Here is a 1,039-nt window from a genome sequence, read left to right on the forward strand (position 1 = left end):
CTGAAGGTGCCGAAAACTCGTCCGTGCAGGTCAGGCGGCATGTCGGTACTCGTGGACCACTCCGCCGAGGCGGTCGCGTCGGCGGACGTTGAGGTGCTCGATCCGGTCGTCGGCCAGGGGTTGGGGGACGGCGCGGAGGGGCGCGGCGCTCTGCAGCGTCCGGTGGGTTCGGTGCTGGTTGTAGTGCTGTTCGAACTCGCGCAGAGCGTGTCGGAGATGGGTCTCGTTCCAGATGAGTGTGCGGTCGAGGAGCTCGCGGCGACAGGTGCGCACCCACCTTTCCGTGATCGAGTTCATGCGCGGTGTCTGGACGGCGGTGAGCACGGTGCGCACGCCGGCATTGTTCAGGATCTCGTCGATCAGCGCCGGGTACTTCGCGTCGCGGTCACGGATCAGGAACTTGATCGCGGCGAGCTGTCCGGCGTCCTCGAGATCCATGATCAGGTTTCGGATGGCCTGGGTCACCCAGGCGTGCGTGGGATGCGCCGTGGTGCCGAGGATGCGGATCCTGCGGCCGGCGTGGTGGATGGCAGCCAGAATGTACTGGTGCTGCCCGGTGAGAGTGACGGTCTCGATGAAGTCCATCGCGAGGATCGCCTGGGCCTGGCTGCGCAGGAAGTCGGCCCAGGTCACGGTGGTGCGCTCGGGCGCGGGATCGATACCCTCGGCCTTCAGGATCTCCCACACGGTGGAGGCGGCGACCTTCACGCCGAGCAAGGCGAGCTCGCCGTGGATCCTGCGATACCCCCAGTTGCTGTTCTCGCGGGCGAGACGCACGACGAGACGGCGTATCGAGGCGTGGGTCCGCGGCCGACCAGGCCGCCGCCTGGTGACGCTCACGCGGGCGTGAAGACCTCTCACCAGGTCGCGATGCCAGCGCAGCACTGTGTCAGGGCTGACCAGCAACCGCAGGCGGCACAGAGTGGCACGGGGCAGCGGGGCGAGCAGGGCGGCGAGGAAGGCCCGATCCGTCGGGGCGAACCTCACCCGCTCGGTGCCGAGTTGCCGCTTCAGAACGATCAGCTGATGCCGCAGCGCG

At 68.0% G+C, this 1,039-nt stretch carries 1 protein-coding gene; it reads right to left on the reverse strand.

Annotation, left to right across the window (positions count from 1 at the left end):
- Positions 1–30: 30 nt before the first annotated feature.
- Positions 31–1,039: integrase core domain-containing protein (locus tag ACFU8W_RS52535; protein ID WP_384053029.1), on the reverse strand; the 1,009-nt coding region annotated here is incomplete at its 5' end.

Origin of the sequence: Streptomyces sp. NPDC057565 (genome assembly GCF_042801455.1) — a bacterium.
Lineage (GTDB): Bacteria > Actinomycetota > Actinomycetes > Streptomycetales > Streptomycetaceae > Streptomyces > Streptomyces yanii.